This window comes from Secundilactobacillus hailunensis (assembly GCF_005405185.1).
In the GTDB taxonomy this organism is placed as follows: domain Bacteria; phylum Bacillota; class Bacilli; order Lactobacillales; family Lactobacillaceae; genus Secundilactobacillus; species Secundilactobacillus hailunensis.
The window spans coordinates 1-22,453 of sequence record NZ_BJDO01000042.1 but is presented as its reverse complement, the minus strand read 5'-3'; the positions used below and the strand labels follow the sequence as shown (position 1 = coordinate 22,453).

The window sequence follows — 22,453 nt, the reverse complement described above, 5'->3', positions numbered from 1 at the left end:
CCCAGATGGCAGCAGTTCCTTCTTTAAGGTAGCTGAACCGGTATCAACGACGAAGGATGGCTACTACAACACGATCACGACCACGGATCCTGAAGGTGGGACCACCACTACGAAGGTCGATGGCAGTGGTGTAGTGACAGAAGTGACTAAGAACTGGTCAGACGGCGATAAGACGGTAGCCGTCGTGCAGACGACACCAACCACTGATCCGAAGACGGGTGAGACTGGCACAACGAGCGTTGTGACGGTAACGGAAACGCCAAAGGATCAGCCAAGCTTGCCGGACGTTATAGTTAAGCCAGGTGAAAGTGTCAAGACCGGCAAGACGACGGTTACGAACGATAACCCTGGTGTCACCATGACGCACGATACGCCGGGAACGGATACCCAAGGTAATCCAACGACTGACCAGACGGGTGAGAACATCAACCCAGATGGCAGCAGTTCCTTCTTTAAGGTAGCTGAACCGGTATCAACGACGAAGGATGGCTACTATGTCACTACGACAACCACTGATCCAGATGGTGGCACCACTGATACTAAGGTTGACGGTAGCGGTGCAGTTACCCAGATCACAAAGAACTGGGGCGATGGTGATAAGACTAACGTAACGATTGATAAGATCGGCAACGCAGTCTTCACTGAAACACCAAAAGATCAGCCTAGTTTGCCAAATCAGACCGTAACGCCAGGTAACACGGCAACAGCTGGTAAGACGACATTGACCAACAACGAGCCAAATGGCATTCAGTTGACTCATAAGCCAGAAAATACGCCTAATGTCACTGAAACGGTTGCGCCAGATGGTGCCATTACCTTCGGAAGGATGCCTGAACCTGTAAGTGTGGATAATACTGGCAGCAATCCAACTGGAAATACTGATAATACGGGTAATACTGGTAGCAATTCAACTGGAAATACTGGTAACCCAGGTAATACTGACAGTAATCCAACTGGAAATACTGGTAACCCAAGTAATACTGACAGTAATCCAACTGGTAATACAGGTAACCCAGGTAATACTGGTAGCAATCCAACTGTTAATACCAGCAGTGAAGGCGATAATACCCAAGCCGAGAACAATACAAACTTACCTGGGGCCACGACTAGTACCTCAACTGGTACTAACACAATAACTGGTTCAAGCAATGGTACTGCAGTTAAAACATCTAATGGTGGAACAGCCAATGGTGAGACGTCCAATGACGGTTCTGCAACTAGTGATACTGTTGCAACTAGTGGTACTATTGCAGGTAATGCTAGCGTTTCAACAAATGTTGCTGATAATCAAATTGTTGGTAGCAATCAGGTTTCTGTAACGGGTACAAATGGAAACGTTTCTAACCAGAATCAGAAGGCGAGTGCTCAAGGTAAATTGCCACAAACTAACGATCAAAAGAACTCTGCAGGTGCAACGATTGGCCTTGGATTGTTAGGATTGTTAGCTGCACTTGGCTTCAAACGGAAGAAGCGTGACGATGAGTAATCGTAGGTAACCTTTACTCCTGAAACCAAGTAATAAAAAAACGACTTATCAGCATCCTTTACGGGATGTTGGTAAGCCGTTTTTTAATGAAATTTTATAAAGTGCTGTCAGTTGAGAAAACTCGGTATTTTAATACCGAGATGGATCAACGTCTTGGACGGCCACCATTGTATTGGTCTAACTGTGAATTAATATATTGACGCACAACTTCCTTAGAAACATTACCCAGCGTGCTCATAAAGAAGCTTGACGACCAGAGATGACCATTCCAAAGTAATGGTTTAGTTTCGGGAAATTGAATGAACCACTGTTTAGCGGAACCACCTTTGAAGGCTTTCACAATTGAAGAAGGTGCTAGCTTAGGTGGAAAGCTAATCAGCAGGTGAATCTGATCTGGCAACACGTCCATATTGGCTATTTCAACGGTGTTACGTTCGGCAATTTCGGTCAAAATAGCTTTCATAGCCGTAATCCGTTCGTCAGTCGTAAAGATTGGCTTGCGATACTTGGTGACCCATACTAATTGAAAATTAAAATCATACACATTTGTCCGTTCGTGTTTAATCATACGAGTTCCTCCTAATGTTTGAATATTAGCGATTAAATTCATTTATATTATAACATATGCTAAAATATTGGGAGTGAGAAGGTGAGGCCAAATGACATACCAGGGAATTAAATTACGGCTGCATCCTAATCAGGATCAGCAACTAAAAATAAAACTAAATTTTGGTTGTAATCGGTTCGTGTGGAATCAAATGTTGACTATGCTGATGATGCGTTACCAGAATAATTCCAAAGCAAAGTTTTTAAAGGTTTTCGATTTGAATAACTTGCTGCCGGCGCTAAAGACTGAATATCAATGGTTGAAGGACGCTGAAAGCACTAGTTTACAAGTCACTAATCACGACTTAATTGAAGCTTTTAAGCAGTTCTTCAAACAGCAGCGTGGCTTTCCTAAGTTTAAGTCGCGTAAGTATCCCAAACAGAGCTATCAATGTAAAGCAGTCAATCACAATATTAAAGTCGTTATCACCAACTCGCCCGAGCAATTGCCAACCAATCCTGGCGAAAACTTCGTACAAAATTAGAATACAAGTGTGCTTGGTATGGAAAACAGCTGGTCACTGTTAACCCACGAAAGACTTCCCAGATCTGTTCAGCCTGTGACTATGATGATGGCAAGCACCCATTAGATATTCGCCAGTGGACGTGTCCTAACTGTGGGATTAATCATAATCGCGATATCAATGCCGCCACCAATATTCTAAAAGTGACAGCGTAGCCAAAAAATCAACTGGGCTGGAATGGCCCTTAGTTAATAGCCGTAAGCGCTGCATGATATTCAATGAATGTCATGTAAGTCAGCGGTGTTCCTAGGAACTCGTTACTTTATTGACGAGTAGTTCACGGTGCAAACTGACTTCGGAAAAAGCTGTGAGCTAACATAATTTTTGATATGATATAATGAAACTAACGTAATTTTAGTTAGACTGAAACTTATAGGAGGGATGAATGATTATTATTTTGTTATAAAAGTTCCTAATAACTTATCAAAAGGGGTAATATCAGGTTGCCCTATTAGTCCTAAATGAACTGACTGATTTTAAAAATAGTTTCCCTCATAATTCCCTTAAAATAGCTTTTAAAGGGCTCTATCCGGTATAATTATCTTGAACTCGGCGGATAAATCTGACCTGTGTTGTGGAACAAGCTGATCCAATTAAACCCCCATTGGATGGCAGTCCTATTGGGATTGACGTCGGGTTAAAGAATTTTGCGATTTTAAGTAACGGTTTCATTTACGGTAATCAGAACAAAAGTAGCCGCCTGCAACGAATTAGGAAACGATTTCGACGACTGCAAAGAAAATTATCACGCCAGTATCGTGCACTGAAGGCTAGAAAACTGAAAGAAGGCAGATCTGCTACTGATTTAAACCTAGCCAAAACTCAGCTGAAAGTGCAGCGGCTTTATCAACGGTTAACTAATATTCAAATTGATTATCAAAATAAAATTGTTGCTACTGTGGTGAGAACCAAGCCACAGTGGGTCGCTTTAGAAGATTTGAATGTTAGCGGGATGATGAAAAATCGGCATTTGGCTAAAGCTATCGCTCAACAAGGTTTTTATAACCTCAAAGTAAAGCTGATTGCTAAATGCCGGCAATTAGGAATTCCAGTGCATCTCACCGGTCGTTTTGAACCAACTTCCAAACTTTGTCATAACTGCGGAGCTAAGAAAGTGAGTTTAAAGCTGAGTGAACGTACCTATCGCTGTCCTAATTGTCACTATACCAATGACCATGATGTAAATGCTGTCCTGAATATCAGGGATACGGCAAACTTTGTCTTAGCCTACTAAACCAGGCTGCAAAGCATGTACCGGTGGCTAACCGGGAATTGACGCTTGTGGACTATCATATCAACTGCAGTAGCAATTTTTACGCGAGACAGGACGAAACAGGATAGGATGAAGCAAGAACAATCGTTAACTTTTTATAAGTTATCAGTAGCAGTGATGCTCATGAAAATCGGATTCATTGGTGTCGGTGGTATGGCGCAGGCAATTATTACTGGTTTACTGAAGCAAGCCAAACTTGCGCCGTCAGATATATTGATTCATAGCGCGCACGCTTCAACTTATGAGCCGTTCGCAAAAAAAACAGGCGTGACTGCCAAAGCGACTAATGCAGAAGTCGCGCAGGACAGCGACGTGGTCGTCCTAGCGGTTACACCCAATGTAGCAACACCGGTTTTACAGGAAATTCGCGACCAGCTTGATGCTAAGAGCAAAATTCTAATTTCAATTGTGGCTGGTTTATCACTGGAACGGTTGGAAGAACTGGCCGGGTATGACCTGCCGATCCTGCGTACGCTGCCAAACTTAAACGTGGCAATTGGTGCCGGAATGACTGCTGTTCACGCCAATGAACATCTAACGGGCGAAGCCAAGCAGCAAGCAATCGGTCTCTTTGACCAAATTGGCAGTACGGTAACCCTGCCTGAGACTGATTTTTCAACGTTTTCAGCCTTAGCTGGTTCAAGTCCAGCATACGTTTACTTCTTTATTGATAGTTTAAGTCGCGCAGGTGTTAAACACGGCTTAACCAAGGTTGCTGCTACCAAGATTGCCGCGCAGGCAGTTATGGGATCCGCTGAGATGGTTTTAAAGTCGGATGAAAATCCCTTTGGCCTCATTGATCAAGTCTCCTCACCAGGTGGCAGTACAGTAGCCGGTTTATTAGCAATGGAGGAAGCAGGTTTCATGACTTCGGTTGTTAAGGGAATCGATGCCACGATTGCCCGTGATAACGCGGAATAAGGTGGTTATCAGCGATTAAATGAGTCGTTAAATCGGCAATGAACACCGATGCATCAGGCTTGCAACATGGTCTATACCAGTATATAATAAAGCCCGTAAACTTAGTCGAGAAGCTGAGAGTTGATTAGGAGGAAAAGTCTATGAGTACCGTGTTGAAACACGCGACAATTTATACTGGTGAAGAGGTCATTTTAGATGGTTATATTCGGTTTGACAAAACCATTGAAGCCGTTGGTCAAATGAGCGATTATCAAGCACAGCCTAACGATGACGTTAAGTTTGTGAACGGTAAGGTGATCGTTCCTGGATTTATTGATGTCCATACTCACGGTGGGTATGGTTTTGATTCCATGGATGGCGATGCTGATCAAATCAATAAAATGGTTAATCACATGGTCAAAGAAGGCATCACAACCGTTTTTCCAACAACCATGACGCAGTCCAATGATAATATTGCTCACGCGATGACTGGCATCAAAGAAGCCGCTAAGGTGAACCCAGTAATCAAGGGGGTTCACCTTGAAGGCCCCTTTATTGCCGCCATTTATAAGGGTGCTCAACCAGAAAAGTACATTAAAGATCCGGACGTTTCCTTGCTGGATCATTGGAATGAACTTTCGGGCGGTTTGGTTAAATTAATTACTTATGCGCCAGAAGATAAGGGGTCACGGGTATTTGAAGATTACTGCCTGTCCCATAACATCGTGCCTTCAGTTGGACACAGTAACGCTACCCGAGCACAAATGCTGGCTAGTCGCGCGACTCATGTGACGCATTTATATAATGCACAACGGGAATTCAAGCACCGTGAACCCGGTGTTACCGGTCATGCGATGCTTGAAGAAAATATGTATGCTGAATTGATCTGCGATGGTTTCCACATCGTGCCAGATATGATCAAATTGGCATATGATCAAAAGGGACCGCACCGCATCGAACTGGTGACTGATTCAATGCGTGCAAAAGGCATGCCTGAGGGAATCAGTGAACTTGGCGGTCAAAAAGTGATCGTTAAAGACAAGCAGGCCCGGCTTGAAACGGGTAACTTGGCTGGCTCGGTCTTACGTTACGATGACGCTTTTCGTAACGTGATGGCTTTTACTGGCTGCGGTATTGAAGAAGCCGTGTTAATGACATCGGTCAATCAAGCCGAAGAATTTGGGTTAACCCAAAAAGGGAAACTTTTACCGGGGCTTGATGCTGACTTGAACGTCTTTGATCGCGCACTTAATTTGCAAACAACTTACAGTTATGGTCGTGAATTTGACGCGAGTCAAGTCGATTAGTGAGGTAAGAAAGGTCGTTAAATTTTATGGGATCACCTGTATATATTCAAATTCATAATGAGATCAAGAAAGCCATTGAGGCTGGTAAATGGTCTGTTGGAGATCGTATCCCCTCAGAACGTGAGCTAGCTGTTCAATTCCACGTCAGTCGAATGACACTTCGACAAGCCATTCAAACGTTGGTTGAAGAGGGAATTTTAGAGCGCTTTGTTGGATCAGGTACTTTTGTCGCCAATCAGAAAGTACAGGAAAAAATGTCAGGGGTCACTGGATTTACCGATCTGATGCTTGCACAAGGCAAACAGCCCTCTAGTAAGACGATTTCTTACCACGTCATGAGCCCGTCTTTAAGTGAGATTGAAAAGTTAAAATTAAAAGATGATGCGCAGGTTTTACGGATGGAACGGGTTCGTTACGGCGATGATGTGCCCATTAGTTTTGAAGTCGCAACGATTCCACTGGAAATTGTGGAGGGACTTTCCAAACAAGAGGTTTCCGAGTCCCTGTACCGTACACTGGAAACTAAAAAGGGCGTTATGCCTGGGCACGCCAAACAAATGGTGTCGGCTTCAACGGCCTCCGAAAGAATTGCGGAATATTTGGATATTAAACGTGGCGATGCTATTTTACGCTTACGTCAAATTTCGTACTTACAGGATGGCCGGCCGTTTGAATACGTCCGCACGCAGTACGTTGGCGAACGGTTTGAATTTGTTCTCGAAAAATAATAAAGAACCTAGAAGTGATCAGCTTCTAGGCTCTTTTCATACTCTGAACTATTTCTGCTCATGGGCAGCACGCTTGACGGTCTTTAAATAGCGTGGCAGAACCATCATGCGCTTCAAGCGCGTTGGTTCGGTCAGCAGCCGGTAAAACCATTCTAGGTGGTGATCTTGGAAGAATTTAGGTGCTCGCTTGGTGTGGCCACTTAACACGTCAAAGCTACCACCGACGCCCATCCATAAACCATCATTTTGGTGACGGTGAGCGGCAATCAGCTGTTCTTGTTTGGGAAAGCCGACCGCTAAAAAGACCATGTCCGGCTGTTTGGCGGCAATATCTTGGGCGATGGGCGAAAAATCGGTGAAGTAACCGTCATGAGTACCTGCTACCTTTAAATTAGGGTAGCGGTCGGCAACGACTTTCTTCACGTCTGCGATCACTTCCGGCTTAGCGCCTACCAGATAAACGGTTTTATGCTGCTGATTGCCCCATTCTAATAACGCTAACATCGTATCATAACCGGTGATCCGTTCAGTCATTGGTGTGCCCAGAATGGCGGCCCCTTTGAGGATACCGATGCCATCTGGGGTGATGTAGTCCGCGTTTGCTAGAATGTGCTGATAACTTAGATCATTTCTGGCATACATGATAATTTCAGGGTTGGCCGTGACGATAAAGGTGTTTTGGCGGTGATCAATACGGGATTCAACCGCGGTTAAGAAAGCTGTCTGGGTTGTATTGATAAACGGGACGTTGAGGACGTTGATTCGGGGAAATTCGTTAGACATAATAACCATCCATTCTAGAAATAATTTTAAAACTAGCAGTTTAACTGACGATGATTCGGATTAATGATAGAATAGTTCTCATAAACAGAAATATCAATCAATTAAAGGGGTTTACAAACATGTCGAAGCAGTATCCAGATGATAGCACAACGTTGCATACGGATGCATATGAACTGAGTATGATTCAAACTTATTTTGAAAAGGGCATTCAAAATAAGAAAGCTATTTTTGAAGTTTACTTTCGTGATATGCCCTTTAAAAATGGGTTTGCCGTTTTTGCGGGACTAGAACACATTATTCATTATATCGAAAATTTACACTTTTCAAAAACCGATATTGACTATTTAACGGCAGCAACTGATTATTCACCTGAATTTCTGGATTATTTAAGCCATTTTCAATTTAAGGGTACGGTTCGCTCGGTTGTTGAGGGTGAACTGGTTTACAGTAACGAACCCATGATTCAAGTCGAAGGGCCACTGGCTGATTGTCAATTGATTGAAACCGCGGTACTTAATATTGTGAACTACCAGACGTTGATTGCGACCAAAGCTGCTCGGATTCGTTCAGTAGCCGGTAATGACGGAATCATGGAATTCGGAACCCGGCGAGCACAGGAATTTGACGCGGCTATCTGGGGTACTCGGGCGGCTTATATCGGTGGCTTCGATGCCACTTCAAACGTTCGTGCGGGTAAGATCTTTGGCATCCCAATCAGCGGTACCCATGCACACTCACTGGTACAGACATATGGAAACGATTACGAGGCTTTTCGGGCCTATGCTGAAACCCATAAAGACTGTGTGTTCTTGGTCGATACCTATGATACCATCAAAAGCGGTGTCCCCAGTGCCATTCGGGTAGCTAATGAAATGGGCGACAAGATCAATTTCTTAGGCGTTCGAATCGATTCTGGCGATATGGCGTACCTGTCCAAACGGGTTCGTGAACAGTTGGATGAAGCTGGTTACAAGGATGCTAAGATTTATGCGTCAAACGATTTAGACGAAAAAACCATTATGTCACTGAAGATGCAACGCGCTAAAATTGATGTTTGGGGCGTGGGGACTAAGCTGATCACGGCCTTTGACCAACCAGCGTTAGGTGCCGTTTATAAGATGGTATCAATTGAAAAGAACGGCCAGATGGAAGATACGATCAAATTATCGAATAACGCTGAAAAAGTTTCGACGCCAGGTCGCAAACAAGTTTGGCGAATTACCAAAAAAGATAACGGTAAGTCAGAAGGGGACTACGTATCGCTCTGGAATGAAGATCCCCGTAAACAAGATGAACTGTATATGTTCCATCCTAGTTATACCTATATCAATAAAACTGTGACGGACTTTGACGCTCAGCCAATCCTGAAGACGATCTTTGATCAGGGCCGGTTAGTTTATCAGCAGCCAGATTTAGCTGATATCAAGGCCCGCTGTTCACAGAAGCTGGACAATCTCTGGCCGGAATATAAACGGGATCTAAATCCCCAGAAGTACCCGGTCGATCTTTCTCAGAAACTATGGGACAACAAGATGAACTTAATTCAAGACATTCACGCGTATGTTAAAAAAATTGATTTTGATAATAAATAAGAGGGCAGCAAGATGAGAGAATTACAGCAACAAATTATTTCAGCACTAAAGGTGCAACCAAAAATTGATCCAGAGACTGAAATTCGCCGCAGTGTTGACTTTTTAAAGGCTTACCTGCAAAAAACGGGTTTAAAAACGTTGGTCTTAGGTATTTCCGGCGGTCAGGATTCGACCTTAGCCGGTAAGCTATGTGAACTGGCCACAACCGAATTGCGAGCAGAGACTCAAAATGACGCTTATCAGTTCATTGCCGTTCGATTACCCTATGGCACACAGGCGGATGAATCGGATGCCATGGACGCCATTGATTTTATGAAGGCTGACCAGGTGGACCGCGTAGATATTAAAGCGGCAACGGATGCTATGGTTGCAGCTGTGGCGGCTAATCACGAGACCATCTCTGATTTCAATAAGGGCAATATTAAAGCCCGGCAACGGATGATCGCTCAGTTTACGATTGCCGGTGCTAATCAAGGTGCCGTAGTGGGGACTGATCACGCTGCTGAAGCGGTGACTGGATTTTACACTAAATTCGGTGACGGTGCAGCGGATATTACTCCCATTTGGCGCTTGAACAAACGGCAAGGAAAGCAATTGCTGGAAGTGCTTCACGCACCAAAGCATCTGTACACTAAGGTACCAACTGCCGATCTAGAAGAAGACCGGCCGGCGTTACCTGATGAAGTGGCATTGGGTGTTCATTATGATGAAATTGATGATTATCTAGAAGGCAAGACCGTTTCGGATAAAGCGGCATCAACGATTGAATCTTGGTACTTAAAGACTCAGCATAAGCGGCATTTACCCGTGACGGTATTCGACACTTTTTGGAAGTAAACTTCGTGAGACTGCGTGATACGATGAGGGAGTAATCGGCAGAATCTTCTGTGACCGACCCGTCAGCAAGGGACCAGCGTCTCCGGGGAGGTCTTAATCGATGAGACTTAACAACGAGAGCAACGTGTTTCATACACGACAGGAGGATTTATATGGCAGACAAACCGTGGTACCAGCAGACAACCGATGAATTGTTCGCTAATCTGGATACTCAAGAACAAGGACTGACTGAAGCGACCGTCAAAGAACGGCGGCAAAAGTATGGCGCAAATAAACTGACTGCCAAACGGCAATCGACGTTACTGGAAAAATTCATTGCCCAGTTTAAGGATTTTATGATCATTGTCCTGATCATCGCTGCCGTGATTGCAGGTGCAACCGGTGAGTTAGTTGACGCACTGATCATTTTAGCTGTAGTTGTGCTCAACGCTATTTTTGGTGTCTTTCAGGAATCTAAAGCGGAGGATGCCATCAACTCGTTGCGGGAAATGGCGGCACCAATGGCGCACGTTGAGCGTAATGGTCAAGTGGTGACCGTTAAAAGTGATGAACTGGTGCCGGGTGACATTGTTCACTTGGAAGCCGGCGACATCGTTCCAGCTGATATTCGGCTGGTGACTGCTAACGTTATGAAAGTGGAAGAAGCGGCTTTAACCGGTGAATCGGTACCGGTCAATAAGACCAGTGACGTCTTAACTGACGATGATCTGCCACTAGGCGACCGGGCCAACCTGGTCTACATGACCGCTAATATTACGACTGGTCGCGGGACGGGAATCGTTGTGGCAACTGGTATGCAGACCGAAGTGGGTCAGATTGCCGGGATGATTGAAGAAACCGAAGAAACGAAGACCCCATTGCAAGCTAACCTTAACCAATTAGGTAAATGGCTAACGGTATTGATTTTAGCCATTGCTGCGTTAGTTTTTGTGATTGGTATGGTTCGTGGGGAAGAAACACTGATCAACATGTTGCTGACAGCCATTTCCTTGGCGGTGGCAGCCATTCCGGAAGGCCTGCCTGCCATTGTGACAATCACCCTAGCACTGGGCACACAGCGGATGGCAAAGCGTCATGCGCTGATTCGCAAGCTGCCAGCGGTGGAAACACTGGGCAGTACGGATATTATTGCCTCGGACAAGACCGGGACGCTGACGCAAAATAAAATGACGGTCGAGCAGCTGTATGAAAATGGTCAGCTGGTTGAAGCCAAAGCGTACAAGGCTGATCTGACTGATCCGCTGGCACTGGCAATGCTGTTAAATAATGACAGTAAATTCGCTGATGATGGACTGGCAGGTGATCCCACTGAAACGGCTTTGATTCAGTATTACTTGGATCAAGACGAACCAGCAGCTGCGACAATCAGCAGTAATAAACGGGTAGCTGAGATCCCCTTTGATTCTGAACGGAAATTAATGTCGACGTTTAATGAAGATCCAGATGGTGAGATTACCCAGTACGTTAAGGGGGCGCCGGATCAGCTCTTAAAACGGGTGACGCAGATCTTGCAAGATGGTCAAGTTCGTGACCTGACCGACGCTGACAAACAGCAGATCATGTCGACTAACCACCAATTAGCCACCCAGGCGTTACGGGTATTAGCATTTGGCTACAAAAAGGTTGATGCGGTGCCTGATGACCTCACCAGTGAAACTGCTGAACAGAATTTGGTCTTTATTGGGTTAATTGCCATGATCGATCCGGAACGGCCTGAAGTCGCTCAGGCTGTGGTTGAAGCACATGAAGCCGGTATCCGGCCAATCATGATTACCGGTGATCACCGCGATACCGCTACGGCAATTGCTAAACGGCTGGGAATCCTGGATAAAAATAGTACTGATAGCCAGGTGATCACTGGGGCTGAACTTGATAAACTCAGCGATGAAGAATTTAACCAAACCGTGGGTCAGTATTCAGTTTATGCCCGAGTCGCCCCCGAACATAAGGTGCGTATCGTGAACGCTTGGCAAAAGCGTGGTAAAGTGGTGGCGATGACGGGTGATGGTGTGAACGATGCACCAGCTTTGAAAGCCGCGGATATTGGTGTTGGCATGGGCATTACCGGTACTGAAGTGTCAAAGGGTGCCAGCGATATGGTCTTAGCCGATGACAACTTCTCCACGATTGTGGTGGCCGTAGAAGAAGGGCGTAAAGTCTTCGCTAACATTCAAAAGGCGCTGCAGTACCTCTTGTCTGCTAATATCGGTGAAGTCCTGACGCTGTTCGTGATGACGTTACTCGGCTGGCAGATCTTAGCGCCAGTTCAGATTTTGTGGATCAATTTAGTGACGGATACCTTTCCAGCCATTGCGCTGGGATTGGAACCAGCTGAGCCCAACATTATGAAACGTAAACCACGGGGTCGCTCATCGAACTTCTTTTCCGGCGGGGTGTTTGGCAACGTGATCTATCAGGGCTTGCTAGAAGGGCTCATTACCCTTGGGGTATATGGATTTTCTCTCAAGTTCCCAGTTCACGTTAGCAGTCAGTTAGCACACGCGGATGCGCTAACTATGGCGTTCGCTACACTGGGGCTGATTCAGTTGTTCCACGCGTTTAACTCTAAGTCGATTCACGAATCCATTTTTAAGATTGGTTTCTTTAAGAATCACCCACTTAACTGGGCGATCCTGACAGCGTTCTTATTGTTAGCAGTGACGATCGTTGTGCCAGGTTTCAATACTGTGTTCCACCTGACGGAGCTTAATTGGCTTCAGTGGGGAACCGTATTTGGTGCCGGTATCTTAATGATTGCGATTGTTGAAATCGTTAAGTTCGGACAACGACGATTGGAAAAATAGGAGGAATAGTTATGAAGCCCAAAACAATGGCAAGTTATTTGCCAGCTTTAACTAAGGTGATTGAAGACACTGAAAAAACGGGATCAGACATGAACCCTGATTTTGAAAAATTGCGTAAAGCCATTGATGCTGATACTGTGGCTGATTTAGGAACGGAAACGTTGACGGCAATCAAGGCCACTTTTCAAACGGGTACGGATGCCTACACCGAGAACTTAAATCGGTTGCAGCAGGCATCAGTTCCTGTTCGAATTCTGGGTCGGCATAAGCAATTAGTTGCCGCCTACCGGAACTATTCGCAAGCTTGCCAGACCATGGTCAATACCATTGATCCTGAAGGCCAAACAGTCAACGTCGAAGCCTTTAACGATTCGGAACATGAACAGGAAAACATGATGGGGAAGATCTCCTCAGCAGCCCAGCGTATTATGGCGATGGTGATGTAAAAAGGCGTTTTACGAATAGGGCATGTGAGGGTCAGCGAGACTTTTGCATGCTCTATTTAAGTCACATTGAAAAACGGACTGCATGGTATAATGAACGTACTACACGTAAGGATGTTGAAGAATGGATACTGAGACTTTAAAACTCATTAAGCAGGCACTGCCGGCTTATCAGAATCGCCAAATTGAGGCGACTTTAAAACTTCTAGATGATCATAATACGGTTCCATTCATTGCCCGATACCGAAAAGAAATGACTGGTGATCTCAATGAAGTTGAGATTCGCGACATTCAAGATGAAGCTAACCGCATCAATAAACTGCAGCAACGTAAACAAGAGGTTCTCAACCAGATTTCAGAGCAGCATAAATTGACCGCTAAGTTAACTGCAGCCATCAATGCGGCCACTCAGCTGCAGCAAGTGGAAGACCTGTATCTGCCGTATAAACAAAAGCGGCGTACCAAGGCCACCATCGCAAAAGACGCTGGCCTTTATCCGCTGGCACAGTGGGTACTGCAATTTAAAAGCGCTCCTATTGAGACTGTTGCGGGTCAATATATCAACGATGCGGTTCCAAACCTAGATAGTGTATTGGCGGGGGTTCATGAGATCTTAGCTGAAGCAATCGGCGACCGCGCTGAATTTCGGGACTGGATCCGGCGATATACTGAACGAAACGGGGTCTTGACCAGTCAATTAAAACGGGGCGGTAAGGAAAAAGACGACAATCAGGTTTACAGTATCTACTACGATTTTCAGTCGGCTTTAAAACAACTGAGCCCATACCAGACGTTGGCCATGAACCGTGGTGAAAAAGCGGGGGTCTTAACCGTTAAAATCATGGTTGATGAAGCAGCAATTGACCGCTACCTGCAGTTTCAACTGGTTGGCCGCCACCGCGGACCAGCAGTGGCAATTGTTGAAACCGCCTATCAGGATGCCTATAAACGGTTTATTGGGCCAGCTATTGAACGGGAACTGAGACGGTCATTGACTGAAACTGCCCAGACTCACGCCATCCAAGTCTTTGGCAATAATCTGTATCATTTACTGATGCAGGCACCACTGAAGAATCACGTGGTCATGGGTTTTGATCCCGCTTACCGAACGGGCTGTAAACTGGCCATTATGGATGGTAATGGGAAGTATCTCGCCAAACAGGTGATCTACCCGCACAAACCAGCTTCAGCAACTAAGCGCAGTCAGGCCATGCCAGAATTTCTTAAATTATTAACTGACTATCACGTGGACATGATCGCCATTGGTAATGGAACGGCCAGCCGTGAATCGGAACAGTTCGTGGCTGATGCCATTAAGCAAGTTGATCAAGAAGTTAGGTATACGATCGTCAACGAAGCTGGTGCGTCCGTTTATTCAGCTAGTGCTGTAGCGCGTGCTGAATTCCCTAAGTTTAACGTTGAAGAGCGCTCAGCAATCAGCATTGGTCGCAGACTGCAAGATCCGTTGGCTGAACTGGTCAAGATCGACCCTAAATCAGTCGGCGTGGGTCAGTATCAGCATGATGTGCCCGAAAGTGGGCTAGATGAACAGCTTGACCGGGTGGTTGAAACCGCCGTCAACCAAGTTGGGGTTGATCTAAATCGCGCTAGTATTGAATTATTGGCGCATATTTCGGGGCTTTCCAAGCAGACGGCTAAAAACATTGTGGCTTATCGGGAAGCCAATGGCAGTTTTAGCAGTCGCCCAGAATTGAAAAAGGTACCACGATTAGGACCGAAAGCTTATGAACAATCCGTTGGGTTTCTGCGGATCATTAACGGTAAAAACGTGCTGGATAATACTGATATTCATCCCGAAAGCTACGCAACCGCTAAACGGGTTTTAGAACAGCTTGGGCTGAACTTGAAACAGGTGGGGACGCCGGCCGTTACTTCAGCACTTGAAAGGGCTGATATTAAGAACTTAAGTGGCCAACTAAATATCGGTGGAGCAACGCTTCAAGATATTTCGAGCGCTTTGCAGCGTCCTGGGCGTGACCGACGTGACGAGATGCCATCTCCCATTTTGCGGACGGATGTCTTGAAGGTGAGTGACTTAAAACCCGGAATGAAACTGCAGGGTACCGTTCGCAACGTAGTGGATTTTGGCGTCTTCGTCGATATTGGGGTTAAACAAGATGGACTAGTACACATCTCACATCTCTCCAAATCCTTTGTGAGCAACCCGGCAGCCGTGGTGTCAGTCGGCGATATTGTTACAGTGTGGGTACTGGCAATTGATGAGCAGCGACAGCGTATCCAACTGACCATGGTGGCACCAAATGACTGATCGAGAGCTGCAGCAGTTAGTTGAACGCATTTCACTGCAGTCATTTGGCAAACCGTTTAAACATCGTGCCGTGTTTAACAGCCGGTTAAGGTCTACTGGTGGCCGGTATCATCTGCAGGATCACCATATCGATATTAATCCGCGGATGCTGACGGTGTTTGGTGAGGCCACTTTAGAGGGCGTTATCAAGCACGAATTAGTACATTACCACCTGCACCTGGCTGGCCAATCAGGACAGCACCGAACAAAGGCCTTTAAGCAGTTATTACAGGCAGTTGGCGGCTTACGGTATGCGCCTCAGCAACCGCAGCTGGGTCAACCAACGACGATACTCATTTACCGCTGTGAAAAATGCGGCCAGATCTATCAGCGTAAGCGCCGGATCAATACTCAAAAATTTGTTTGCGGTAAGTGCCATGGCCGGCTGGTATTTCAGAAAAAAGAGCAGTCAAAGTGATTGCTGAGTAGTTTAATGAAATTAAGATTGAAATTTAAATTGGTGTCCTTGATAATAGTGAATGAAAACTGAAATTGTTTCTGTAAACGTAGCATTTCAGTATTGGAGGCTTATTTATGGGTAAAATAGTGATTCGAGTTCCAGCGACATCGGCCAATTTGGGACCAGGATTTGATTCCATCGGGGTGGCATTACATCTTTACCTCACGGTGATCGTGGAAGAAGAAACGGAACGCTGGCGGGTAAACCATGCTTTAGGTCCAGACGTGCCAACGGATGATCAAAATTTGATCGTGCAGGCAGCCTTGACGGTCAACCCAAAGTTGAAGCCGCATCAGCTGACCGTGATGTCAGATATTCCAGTGGCTCGAGGACTAGGCAGTTCCTCGACGGCCATTATTGCCGGCGTTAAGATTGCTAATGAACTGGGTGAAATGGATCTATCTCTGGCCGATCAGGTAACGCTGGCAGCCAAAATCGAAGGTCATCCAGATAACGTTGCCCCAGCACTGTTAGGGGACGTGGTCATCGCTAATTTTGATGGTGAAAAGGCCACAACTGTTAAATTAGCGATACCAGAAGATATCAAACTACTGGGATTTATTAAAAATCAGCCACTATTGACTGCTGACAGCCGCAAAGTTTTATCCGATCAGTTACCGCGGCAACAAGCAATTAGGGGCAGCAGTACTGCCAATGTCATGGTGGCGGCTTTAGCAACTAAAAATTGGCAGTTAGCTAGTCACATGATGGAACAGGATCAATTTCATGAAACTGCCCGGACAAAATTAGTTCCGGAACTGCCAAAGATTCGCGAAATCGCACATCAATTTGGTATCTACGGCACCTATCTAAGCGGCGCCGGTCCAACGATTGGTACCTTTGGCACTGAGCCGCAGCTGATTGTTTTACGCCAAAAGTTAACCGATATGGGGATGCTTGGCAGCCTGCGGATTTTTGCGATCGATCGTGAAGGTGCCACGGTAAATGCCGAGTAAATATGAATATTTTCCAAATAACTATTGAAAACAAGTGATAATTCTGGTATATTGTTTCTTGTTGATGCGGCCATGGCGGAACTGGCAGACGCGCAAGATTAAGGATCTTGTCGGGGTTTTCCCGGTGGAGGTTCGAGTCCTCTTGGCCGCATACGTAAACTCGGGATCTTTGACCAGCTTTGGTTGAAGATACCGAGTTTTTTTATTGAATAATTTCTGCGGAGGTTACGCTTAATGAAAAACTTTATTTTTGATGTGGATGGCACTTTACTCGATACGGAAGCAATGTATATGAAAGCCTTGGACAAGGTCCTTCGTCAGCACCAAATTTCGCACCCCTACAGCGAGTTAGCCCAAACGTTTGGAATTCCTAGTCTAGACGCGCTGAAGCAGTTAAACGTGCCGACAGACATGCTGCAGCCGATTCTGAATGAATGGGCTCAGGCAATCCCAGAATTTCAATCGCTGGCCCACGTTTATGATGGTATCGAAGCGATGCTTAAACAACTCAGCAAACAGTCGGATACGCAGCTGGCAATTATGACTTCAAAGCAAAAATATGAATTTAAGCGGGATGTCACACCACTGGGACTAGATCAATACTTTAGCGAATTTGTTTTCTTTGAGGATGCCAAAAGGGGTAAGCCAGCACCGGATCCCATTTTGGTTGCCATGAACCGGCTACAAGCCGATCCAGCAGAAACCGTTTATATTGGTGATACGCAATATGACCTGCAGGCAGCCCACGCGGCGGGCGTTAAATTTGGTTTGGTTCTTTGGGGTAATCGCACTCCACAGGGCGTTGACGATGCTGATTACCGGTTGACTTCCCCCAAAGAGATGCTGAGCTTAGTTGGCTGATATTGTCAAACAACACGGCATAAATTTGGTCGATGTGCTATGATAATAGCCAATGAGAGCAGTTAACTTATTATTAGGAAAGATTAATTTTGCTTAATTGAGGAGGCAATGTCATGATTGCCATTATTATTGCGAGTCACGGTGAATTGGCCAAGGGGTTACTGCAGTCTGCAACGATGATTTTTGGGAAGCAGACCAATATTGCAACGGTAACTTTTGAGGACCATGAGACGTCAGATGACCTGAAAATTAAATATCAAACGGCACTTAATAAATTTGATGCTGCGGATGCCGTGCTATTTTTAGTTGACCTATGGGGCGGTTCGCCATTCACCGTTGCAAGTCAAATTGTGAGTCGTCAGCCAGAGCAAATGGCGTTGATTGCTGGCGTTAATTTGCCCATTTTGATGGACGCTTTTACCATTCGAGACCAGCCATTAGATAAGGTAGTGGCCCATCTAGAAAGAAGCGGGAAAAAGGGTATCCGCCGGTTTGAGCCAGAGACGCATGACGAAGGGGATTAACCTTTATGACAATGGATATTCGCTTAGCGCGCATTGGTAGTCGTCTGTTACCGCGTCAAGTTGCTAGCGGGTGGGTCAAAGCGACCATGCCCGACCATATCCTAATTGTGTCGAATCGTGTCGTTAAGGATCATTTGTACCAAACATTGATCCTGCAATCGGTACCTTCGGGTATTGAAGCAAACGTCATGACTGTGAAAAAGATGTTAGCTATATTTACCAAGATCCACGGTTTGATACGTTTAAACCGCTGTTATTGACTGAAACGGCCAAAGATATGGCGAAATTAGTTAAGGGTGGCGTTGATTTAACCGGAATTGGCGTTAATCTAGGTATCTTGGCTTATCGAGACGGTATGAAAATGCTGATGAACGGGGTGGCGGTGGATAAATCCGAAGCGGATGCCTTACGTTTCTTAACGCATAAGGCACATCTAAAAGTAGTCGTACAGGAGAATCCAGAGGATCCGCCCCAAAATATTGAACCATTTTTGAAGGCGTTAACAGTTTAATTAGTTGAGTTTGTAACTAGTGCTATCAAAAAAGAGCTTAATGCAAGTTTTAATCGCATTAAGCTCTTTTGATTTGCTATTAAATTAATAACCTGATCCGCTAGTTGAGGAAGTGGATGTGTACTGACTGTCATCACCCGTATCAGTGGAACTAGAAGTTAACTTAGTTGAGTCGTTAAGGTTCAGTGTCCGCCGAATATTGTTAGAAACCTTTTGCAGTTCTGACAGCGGTGCAACTTGATACGAAATGCCATCGATCATGGCATCTTGTCCCTGAAGTGTCTGAGACTTGATGTGATGGCTGGCATTACCGTATTTAGTCCGAATAGCCAGCATATCATTAAACGTCATGTCAGTCTTCATGTTGCCATTCAAAGAAGTAAGAATCTGTTTGTAGCGTGGGATGGAAGTAATACCGACCCCTTTGACGACCAGTTTTTGAAGCACCTGTCGCTGCCGCTTTTGACGGCCATAGTCACCCAGCGGATCTTCTTCACGCATCCGTGAATAGTCCAGCGCTTCCTTACCATTCAGATGAATCTTTTTGCCTTTGACCACGTTGGCGTTGCCATAGTGGAAAGTCATTGGTGGGACGACATCCACACCGCCAACAGCATTGACCATCTTTTCTAGACCGCCCATGTTAACGATCGCGTAGAAATCAATCGGAATATCGAGCAACTTTTCAACGGTGGAAACTGACCCGGCAGCGCCACCAATTGTGTAGGCCGCGTTGATCTTGTCGTATGGCTGTGTATCACCCTTGACTTGGACCCGGGTATCACGAGGGATACTGGTCAAATAAGCCGTTTCCTTTTTCGGGTTGATCGTGGCTACGATCATGGTATCGGTACGGCCGACATCGTTTCTGCCAAGGGCACCAGTATCGGTTCCCATCAGTAAAATGGAAAATGATTTGCCATTTTTAATGACGTCATCAACGTTTCTAAGCTTGTTGGTTTGCCCAGCCTGAAAAGTGGTATTGAAGGTCTTTTTAGCGTCGTTATAAGCGTGATAGCCATAAGCAATTCCACCTGTGAGTAGGATCAATATGACGATCAGAATACTCCAGAGTAAGCCCCGGTGTTTTTTGTGGGTCTTAAAGTGTGAATAATCGCTGCGCCGGTTTTGTTGGTTGTTATTTTGATTTGGATCGAAATTGTTTGATGCCATTAGTTTTCCTCGCCTCTGTAAAATCTCTTTGCATTATAGGTCTATTATCTTGATTACGGTGATTTTTTGATAAAGCTTAAATTGATTTTAATAAAAACGTTGGGCTTTTGACAATTGCCTAACTTTACTATTACATCACAAATTGTGGTTCCCGTAAACCATACAATGATGAAAGTTAGGTTAAATAGGTATCGCAATGGCAAATCACGGTCAAAGAAATATCGGCTGAGAAGCAGGGCTTATTACACCTGACACGATGAAATAATCAGCGTATTTGTGAGGTTGTAAAGTCAACGTTAGAGAACTATGCTATAATAAATATTAATTTTTGATGTGAAAGAGGGGTTAACACACAATGTTGCTATTATTCGCCCGGAGTGTTGCGGGCGTGGTTGAGATTCTTTTGATGATTGCGTTAGGTTACCTTCTGACTAATCTAGGCTGGTTTAATGAGTCGTCCAGTAAATTAATTGCGCGGTTAGTTACTCAGGTAGCCTTGCCAGCATACATGGCCTACACCATTATTAGCAAGTTTACGTTCAAACGGTTGATCAACACGTTACCTGACTTGCGCTTTCCAGTGGTGTCAATGATGATCCTGTTTGGGGTTTCAATCATTGTCGCTAAAGTTCTACATATTAAGAAAAGCCATAAGGGACTTTTCGAATCGATGTTTTTTAACTCCAATACGGTCTTTGTTGGTCTACCTGTGAACGTGGCACTTTTTGGGGCTGCCAAGAGTTTGCCATACGTTTTGGTCTACTACATGGCGAACACAACCATTTTCTGGACATTAGGGGTTTATTTGATCCAGCGTGACGGTCAGGGTGATTATCATTTTAGCTTGGGTCAAACGCTAAAAAAGGTCTTTTCACCGCCACTACTTGGATTTATGGTCGGCGTGGTCTTGGTTTTGCTGAAGATTCAATTGCCGCAATTTATTATGGCTGATTTGAATTATATTGGCGGTTTAACGGTGCCGCTGTCAATGATCTTCATTGGGATTGCGATCGCCAATGTTGACCTGCATGATTTAACCATCAACCGTGGCAGTCTAGGCATCCTCTTTGGCCGGTTTATTCTCGCGCCAGCTTTGATGTCGCTATTGGTTTTGCCAACTGGGATGCCGGTCATGATGAAACAGGTCTTTATCATTCAATCGGCAATGCCGGTCATGACGAACGCACCGGTCGTGTCAAAACTCTACGGAGCGGATTCCAGCTTTGCCGCCGTCATGGTGACCGAATCAACGCTACTGAGTTTACTGGTCATTCCGATTTTGATGTTACTGTTAAATGCATCTCACTGATTTTTGCTAAAGGGACCTCGACTTGAATGGCGAGGTCCCTTTATTGAATTTCCAGCCGGTGATATAATATGTGAATGAAAGAGCATGAGAAGAGAGGGTCAGTTTTATGGTTAAATTAGTCATTTTACGTCACGGTGAAAGCCAGGCTAATCGCGATGGTGTGTTTACTGGCTGGAGTGATGTTGCACTTACCGAAAAGGGGATTGCGCAGGCTCACCAAGCTGGTAAAATGATTCGGCAGACCGGTCTGCAATTTGAACATTTGCATACCTCCATGCTGAAACGGGCCATTATGACCGCCAACATTGTACTGGAGGAAGCCGACCAGATGTACATTCCGGTGACGAAATCCTGGCGTTTAAATGAACGGCATTACGGCGCTCTACGCGGTCAGAAAAAAGCCGCGGTAAAAGCGGCAGTCGGTGAGAAACAGTTTAAACTTTGGCGGCGTAGTTATCATGTTGTACCACCACTGCTGGGTGAACCGGATCGAGATCCTAGGTACGTTCCGTTAGGCGTCACTGAGCCTAAGGGTGAGAGCTTGGAAATGGCGTATAACCGCTTGATGCCTTATTGGCAGGATGAAATTGCGCCACGTCTGCTGGATGGGCATAATCAACTGGTGGTTGCCCATGGCAGTACGTTGCGCGCGCTGATCAAATACATTGACCGGATCAATGATACGGATATTGACCATTTGGAAGTGCCTAATGGCGTACCAATTGTTTATGAGCTTGACTCAGCCTTAAACGTTACTAGTAAAAAGTCATTGCAGTAACACACAGGGTAAAAAAAGAGATTGTGCCATAAGTTAATGTTGGTAAGTATCCTAATTGACTTCTTAACTGAAAATAGTAAAAAAATGGCCATTTGTTCAGTACTTCGATATAGCCTAATAGTGCGCCAAAACTCAGATTCCGGCCATTTAACCCAAATAAGACCTATTCCTGCACTATGCCCTGTCAAGTTGACAAATGAAATAATATAAAGTTTTATGTGTTCCTAAGCGGCTTCACTCCAGTATTCGTCTGGAGTGAGGCCGTTTCT

At 45.2% G+C, this 22,453-nt stretch carries 21 protein-coding genes, 1 tRNA gene and 1 pseudogene; 20 read left to right on the top strand and 3 right to left on the bottom strand.

Annotated elements, in window-relative coordinates:
* On the top strand, positions 1 to 1,486 hold a 1,486-nt coding region (locus tag FFM73_RS09815), incomplete at its 5' end, for an LPXTG cell wall anchor domain-containing protein (RefSeq protein ID WP_137631575.1).
* Positions 1,487 to 1,631: 145 nt separating this feature from the next.
* Here the strand turns inward: FFM73_RS09815 and tnpA are convergent.
* Positions 1,632 to 2,054, bottom strand: a complete 423-nt coding sequence (tnpA, locus tag FFM73_RS09810) for an IS200/IS605 family transposase (protein WP_137631574.1) — start codon at positions 2,052 to 2,054, stop codon at positions 1,632 to 1,634.
* A 91-nt stretch (positions 2,055 to 2,145) separates the two neighbouring features.
* Between tnpA and FFM73_RS09805 the strand changes: the two are divergent.
* From FFM73_RS09805 to FFM73_RS09785, 5 genes and pseudogenes are all read left to right on the top strand, one after another.
* Positions 2,146 to 2,771: pseudogene (locus FFM73_RS09805) on the top strand (RNA-guided endonuclease TnpB family protein).
* 419 nt (positions 2,772 to 3,190) lie between these two features.
* Positions 3,191 to 3,850: an RNA-guided endonuclease InsQ/TnpB family protein gene (locus FFM73_RS09800; protein ID WP_171001270.1), complete on the top strand. Its 660-nt coding sequence runs from the start codon at positions 3,191 to 3,193 to the stop codon at positions 3,848 to 3,850.
* A gap of 162 nt (positions 3,851 to 4,012) precedes the next feature.
* Positions 4,013 to 4,810, top strand: coding sequence for a pyrroline-5-carboxylate reductase (gene proC, locus FFM73_RS09795; protein WP_137631576.1), 798 nt, complete (start codon positions 4,013 to 4,015; stop codon positions 4,808 to 4,810).
* A 140-nt stretch (positions 4,811 to 4,950) separates the two neighbouring features.
* The gene (nagA, locus tag FFM73_RS09790) at positions 4,951 to 6,096 is read left to right on the top strand and encodes an N-acetylglucosamine-6-phosphate deacetylase (RefSeq protein ID WP_137631572.1); all 1,146 of its coding nucleotides are present in this window, start codon (positions 4,951 to 4,953) and stop codon (positions 6,094 to 6,096) included.
* Between the two features lie 26 nt (positions 6,097 to 6,122).
* A complete protein-coding gene (locus FFM73_RS09785) occupies positions 6,123 to 6,824 on the top strand; it encodes a GntR family transcriptional regulator (RefSeq protein ID WP_089136434.1) in 702 nt (233 codons plus the stop codon).
* Between the two features lie 48 nt (positions 6,825 to 6,872).
* Here FFM73_RS09785 and FFM73_RS09780 read toward each other — a convergent pair whose 3' ends face one another.
* On the bottom strand, positions 6,873 to 7,607 hold the full coding sequence (locus FFM73_RS09780) for a WecB/TagA/CpsF family glycosyltransferase (RefSeq protein WP_137631571.1): 735 nt from the start codon (positions 7,605 to 7,607) through the stop codon (positions 6,873 to 6,875).
* 119 nt (positions 7,608 to 7,726) lie between these two features.
* On the opposite strand from FFM73_RS09780, the gene FFM73_RS09775 reads away from it, so the two are divergent.
* The 12 genes from FFM73_RS09775 to FFM73_RS13005 all read left to right on the top strand — a co-directional run bounded on the left by FFM73_RS09775 (position 7,727) and on the right by FFM73_RS13005 (position 18,924).
* Complete coding sequence (locus tag FFM73_RS09775; protein ID WP_137631570.1) at positions 7,727 to 9,199, top strand: nicotinate phosphoribosyltransferase; 1,473 nt, start codon at positions 7,727 to 7,729, stop codon at positions 9,197 to 9,199.
* 12 nt (positions 9,200 to 9,211) lie between these two features.
* Positions 9,212 to 10,036: an NAD(+) synthase gene (nadE, locus tag FFM73_RS09770; protein ID WP_137631569.1), complete on the top strand. Its 825-nt coding sequence runs from the start codon at positions 9,212 to 9,214 to the stop codon at positions 10,034 to 10,036.
* Between the two features lie 152 nt (positions 10,037 to 10,188).
* Positions 10,189 to 12,840: a cation-translocating P-type ATPase gene (locus FFM73_RS09765; RefSeq protein WP_137631568.1), complete on the top strand. Its 2,652-nt coding sequence runs from the start codon at positions 10,189 to 10,191 to the stop codon at positions 12,838 to 12,840.
* Between the two features lie 11 nt (positions 12,841 to 12,851).
* Entirely contained in the window at positions 12,852 to 13,286 is a 435-nt protein-coding gene (locus FFM73_RS09760; RefSeq protein WP_137631567.1) for a hypothetical protein, read from the top strand.
* A 121-nt stretch (positions 13,287 to 13,407) separates the two neighbouring features.
* Positions 13,408 to 15,573 carry a Tex family protein gene (locus FFM73_RS09755; RefSeq protein ID WP_137631566.1) on the top strand — a complete coding sequence of 722 codons (2,166 nt, stop codon included), beginning with the start codon at positions 13,408 to 13,410 and terminating at the stop codon, positions 15,571 to 15,573.
* On the top strand, positions 15,566 to 16,030 hold the full coding sequence (locus FFM73_RS09750; RefSeq protein WP_137631565.1) for a SprT family protein: 465 nt from the start codon (positions 15,566 to 15,568) through the stop codon (positions 16,028 to 16,030). Before FFM73_RS09755 ends, FFM73_RS09750 begins: the two co-directional genes overlap by 8 nt.
* Before the next feature lie 116 nt (positions 16,031 to 16,146).
* Positions 16,147 to 17,028, top strand: coding sequence for a homoserine kinase (gene thrB / locus FFM73_RS09745; protein ID WP_137631564.1), 882 nt, complete (start codon positions 16,147 to 16,149; stop codon positions 17,026 to 17,028).
* Positions 17,029 to 17,094: 66 nt separating this feature from the next.
* A tRNA-Leu gene (locus FFM73_RS09740) sits at positions 17,095 to 17,179 on the top strand.
* Between the two features lie 83 nt (positions 17,180 to 17,262).
* A complete protein-coding gene (locus FFM73_RS09735) occupies positions 17,263 to 17,889 on the top strand; it encodes an HAD family hydrolase (protein WP_137631563.1) in 627 nt (208 codons plus the stop codon).
* Positions 17,890 to 18,002: 113 nt separating this feature from the next.
* On the top strand, positions 18,003 to 18,413 hold the full coding sequence (locus FFM73_RS09730) for a PTS sugar transporter subunit IIA (protein WP_137631562.1): 411 nt from the start codon (positions 18,003 to 18,005) through the stop codon (positions 18,411 to 18,413).
* Positions 18,414 to 18,418: 5 nt separating this feature from the next.
* A complete protein-coding gene (locus FFM73_RS13010) occupies positions 18,419 to 18,673 on the top strand; it encodes a PTS sugar transporter subunit IIB (protein WP_235874497.1) in 255 nt (84 codons plus the stop codon).
* A 17-nt stretch (positions 18,674 to 18,690) separates the two neighbouring features.
* A complete protein-coding gene (locus FFM73_RS13005) occupies positions 18,691 to 18,924 on the top strand; it encodes a PTS sugar transporter subunit IIB (RefSeq protein ID WP_373278661.1) in 234 nt (77 codons plus the stop codon).
* An 84-nt stretch (positions 18,925 to 19,008) separates the two neighbouring features.
* Here FFM73_RS13005 and FFM73_RS09720 read toward each other — a convergent pair whose 3' ends face one another.
* The gene (locus tag FFM73_RS09720) at positions 19,009 to 20,097 is read right to left on the bottom strand and encodes an LCP family glycopolymer transferase (protein WP_137631561.1); all 1,089 of its coding nucleotides are present in this window, start codon (positions 20,095 to 20,097) and stop codon (positions 19,009 to 19,011) included.
* A 355-nt stretch (positions 20,098 to 20,452) separates the two neighbouring features.
* On the opposite strand from FFM73_RS09720, the gene FFM73_RS09715 reads away from it, so the two are divergent.
* Both FFM73_RS09715 and FFM73_RS09710 read left to right on the top strand, forming a co-directional pair.
* On the top strand, positions 20,453 to 21,406 hold the full coding sequence (locus tag FFM73_RS09715; protein WP_137631560.1) for an AEC family transporter: 954 nt from the start codon (positions 20,453 to 20,455) through the stop codon (positions 21,404 to 21,406).
* 106 nt (positions 21,407 to 21,512) lie between these two features.
* Positions 21,513 to 22,184 (top strand): 2,3-bisphosphoglycerate-dependent phosphoglycerate mutase, encoded by a 672-nt coding sequence (locus FFM73_RS09710; RefSeq protein ID WP_137631559.1) that lies wholly within the window; start codon positions 21,513 to 21,515, stop codon positions 22,182 to 22,184.
* Positions 22,185 to 22,453: the final 269 nt, after the last annotated feature.